Source organism: Saccharopolyspora sp. NPDC050389 (assembly GCF_040655595.1).
Taxonomy (GTDB): Bacteria; Actinomycetota; Actinomycetes; order Mycobacteriales; family Pseudonocardiaceae; genus Saccharopolyspora.
On the sequence record NZ_JBFAKG010000004.1, the window covers coordinates 209476 to 213523 of the forward strand.

Sequence of the window (4048 nt, forward strand, 5' to 3'; positions counted from 1 at the left end):
GGCCGGTCGGCGCACCGGGAGGGGGAGGAATGCGCCGACCGGCCGGAGGGTTCGATGCCGGGTCGGGGGCATCAGCGGCATCGAACCTGGGCTTCATGGCACCGGCTTTCGCAGCTCGGGTTCGCAGTTCCGATCGGCGACCGACAGCCCCGCGCAGCAAGCCGTTCTGCACAGGCGAAGTCGTCACGCACTGCAACGCTCGCCACCGCTTTCAGGGAGGCAGTTGCCCACGATCTACGGACTGCGCGGACCGTGTGGTTCGGCCAAGATCACCAACATGCGCAATACCTGTTCTCGTGTGGTCGCGGCTGCGCTGACCACCGCAACCGCACTGTCCATGCTGGCGAGCACGGATCCGGCAGCTGCCTCGCCCGGCTCCCCCGGTGCGCGCCTGCTGGGCGAGGCGATCGTGCCCCACAAGCTCGACTTCGCAGGTACCACGGTCGGCGGCCTGTCGGGCATCGACCGCGACCCGTGCACCGGCGAATACGTCCTGATCAGCGATGACCGTTCCTACCTGCAGCCCGCACGCTTCTACACCGCCGAGATCCAGGTCGGCGAAGATGGCGCCGGCCCGGTGGACTTCACCGGTACACAACCGTTCCGGCAGCCGGACGGCGCCACCTTCCCGCCACCGACCCTCAACGACGGCAAAGCCGTCGACCCCGAGGAGATCCGCGTCGACCCGCAGACCTGCCAGTACTGGTGGGCGCAAGAGGGAAGTCGGCCGAAGACCCCGGACAGCCCGGACCCGGTGATCCAACCGTCCATCCGGAAGACCGACGCCACCGGGCACCACCTCGGAGAGCTCCCGCTCCCGCCGAACTACGAGATCACCCTCGACGAGCACGGCCCGCGTCGCAACCTGGTCCTCGAAGCGATCACCTTCGACGAATCCGGATCCCTGCTCACCAGCGCCCTGGAGGGACCCCTGATCCAGGACGGACCGGAGCCGACCACCGAACGCGGCGCGCTCACCCGGCTCACCACGCAGACCCGCGCCGGCACCGTGCGCAGCCAGCACGCGTACCCGCTGGAACCGATCTTCACCACACCCACCACCCGGAAACCGGACACCGGGGTGCCCGCCATCCTCGCCCACCCCGACGATCCCCACCGGTTCCTCGTGCTGGAGCGCACCTACGTAGCGGGCGCCGGGTTCAAGATCCGCCTGTTCGACGCCACCACCCGCGGCGCCACCGACGTCAAGGCCGTGGACTCCCTCTCCGCCTCGAACGTCCAGCCCATGCGAAAGCGCCTCATCGCCGACTTCCACGATCTCGGACTCTCCACGGTGGACAACGTAGAAGGCATGACGTGGGGCCCCCGGCTGCGCACCGGCGAGTCCACCGTCGTCCTGATCAGTGACGACAACTTCCACCCCGCGGAGGTCACGCAGATCATCGCCCTCGCCCTCCCCGCCACCCACTGAGACCGCGCGATCCGAAGGGCCCGCTGACCAGCACTGCGCATGACGGTCAGCGGGCCCTTCGGCGTCACCTACCCGTTCGCCCGGCGGAAAGCACAGGCGCGAGGAACCTGCTGGGCTCCCCGTGCCAAGATACGAACAGTGCGTCGCGGGCGCGGGTGCACGCGACGAACAGCAGATTTCGCTCGGCTTGCAGAACCTGCTGGTGTTGCTGGGGATCGTCGTCGGCATTGGCGATCGCAGCTTCCAGCGGGATCATGCTCGCGCTGACGGCGGCGACAACGACGCAGCGAAATTCAAGGCCCTTCATCTTGTGCATCGTGCCGATCCGGACGCCTCTGGTTTTCGCGCTACTGCCAAGCGGAGCGGCACGAATCCCAGCAGCTTTCAGCGCCCTGGTCAGGCCGTCACCGAACTGCCCGGTGCGCGAGACGATCCCGATGGTCTCCGGGGGAATGCCGTTGCACAGCCAGCGTTGGACCCGCTGCACGACGGCCGCGATTTCGGCGGATTCGTCAGCGAATCCCGCAGGCTCGGGCTCACGTCCACGGAAACTGGAGCGGTAGCCGACGAGATTCTCTTCGCCTTCGTCCATGTCGTCGACGCGTTCACCCAAGAGCAGGGCCGTGCTCCACAACAGGATTTCCCGGGAGGTCCGGTAGTTGATGCGCAACTTCGTGGACCGGCCGGTGACGCGGATGCCCAGGCTGCGCAGCGACACCTTGTTGTCGTATATGCGTTGATGGGTGTCGCCGGTGATGAACAGGTCATCATCGTCCTCCCAGACGAGGGCGCGCAGCATGCGCCAATGGGCGGGATGCAAATCCTGGGCTTCGTCGACGATGACGTGCCGGTACGGCTTCGCGTCGTCCTCACACAGCACCCGCGCGGCCTCATCGGCGATCTCCTCGAAGGCCCACTTGTTCTCTTCGCGAAGCTGTGCCGTGAATTCCTCGAACGCGGACCACAACTTGTCCCTGACCGCGGGAGCGAGGCGGTTTCCACGGCCCCTTCGGTCGGCTTCGCGGTACTGCTCAGCCGTGGTGATCTGCTGACCGAGCACAACCTGTCGCCACTCCTGATCGAGGAAAGCAGCGGTGAACCCGAGGTGGTGGCGGAGGGCCAGCTGCTGCCACCGGGTCCGCCGGTCCTTTTCCGGGACCCGGTCGAAGGAGTTCGGGTGGCGTTGCCGGAAGTGGCGAAGGGCGATCACGTCGACGTTGGCGACCTCGATCCGGCCGCGCACGACGCGGTCGGTGATGAGCAGGTCGAGATTGCGGGCGAGCTCCTCGGCGAGGTTCTTGGTGTAGGTGGTGAGCAGGATCGATTTCCTGACCAACTGCGCATTGCGGGCGAGGTGGTGAGCGCGGTGCAGGGCTACCACCGTCTTCCCGGTCCCGGCTCCGCCGGTGATCCGCATGGGCCCGTTGTAGGGCGGGTGCTCGGCGATGCGCCGTTGCGTCGGATGAAGGAACACGCGCCACAGGTCGAACGGCTGTCGCAGGATGTCGGCCAGTTCTTCCGAATCGTTGACCACGACGATGTGGCCGTGGGACCGCTTCATCGCCTCGGTGAACGTGCCCGGCCGCTCCTGCACGGCGGGTCTGCTGTCCTGTCCCCCATCTGCGCGGGGGAAGTTCTGGAGGAGTTCTTGCCAGACGGTTTCGGAGCTGACGCCGGCTGCGAGGTCGGCGAGCACGTCGTACTGCAATTCCGGCAGCACGGGGCGAAGAATGTCGAGTTCGTCGACGGTGCGCAGATTCCGGCACGCGGCGAGAACTCCCTCGTCGATGCCCAACCTGACCAGCTCCTCGTCAGGAATGCGGTCGAACAGTCTCGCGTCCGGCGATTCAGCCGGGTGATGGGCGCCGAGATCCCGCACCGCGGTGGAAATCGCCAGGTCATCACGGAGTTCGATGCCGCCACTGAGGTTGTTCTCGGTGATGCGCTGCTTTCGCGCCCACTCAAGGGCTTCGCCGTGGCGGCGCACGCTCAGCAGGAGGTAGCCGTCACTCTCGCCGTGCGCAACCACCACGCTGCTCCAGGCATCGTCGATTCGGAGGAGGCGGATCCTCGGGTCCTTGGCTCCGGCCACATCCTCCAGTCGCAGGTTGGTTCGCCCGTTCGCGCCGAATTCGGCGAGCACCTCGTCGACGTCTCGCCGCACCGGCTCGTCCAGTTGGGCGTACTGCGGGAGGAAGTCCCGGTGGAGACCAAGAGCGGTCACGTGCAACTCCTCTCATACGGCACGACATCGCGAGTGCAGGCGAGTGCGGGCGCCCCGATCAGATGATCTAGCTGGCAGCGTAAGATCACGCGAATTTCCCTGTCAGCCGCCGAGCGGGGCACGGTGCTCCTTGCCGTCCACCCGCGCGGTTCGTGATCACGAGCAACCACCGGTCACCGGATTTCGGCTGGACCACGGCGATGCCGGGGCCGGGTTCAATGCGACACCCACGCGGTGAACACCCGGCTGGCCGTTGCCTGGGGATCGGCGGTGTCCTCGCGGCACCGCGGGCAGTTCTGCCGTTCGACGCGAAGTGGTCACCCAGGTCCCGGTCGATGTAGGCGGTGGTGGACACTCCGTACTTGCTGCCGGTGGCGTTGGGGTCACTGCTA

At 66.8% G+C, this 4048-nt stretch carries 2 protein-coding genes; one reads left to right on the forward strand and one right to left on the reverse strand.

Annotation, left to right across the window (positions count from 1 at the left end; all coding sequences use genetic code 11):
* Window positions 1–223 precede the first annotated feature (223 nt).
* Window positions 224–1432, forward strand: a complete 1209-nt coding sequence (locus tag AB0I53_RS04350; protein ID WP_358596228.1) for an esterase-like activity of phytase family protein — start codon at window positions 224–226, stop codon at window positions 1430–1432.
* Between the two features lie 64 nt (window positions 1433–1496).
* Here AB0I53_RS04350 and AB0I53_RS04355 read toward each other — a convergent pair whose 3' ends face one another.
* The gene (locus tag AB0I53_RS04355) at window positions 1497–3656 is read right to left on the reverse strand and encodes a UvrD-helicase domain-containing protein (protein ID WP_358596231.1); all 2160 of its coding nucleotides are present in this window, start codon (window positions 3654–3656) and stop codon (window positions 1497–1499) included.
* Window positions 3657–4048: the final 392 nt, after the last annotated feature.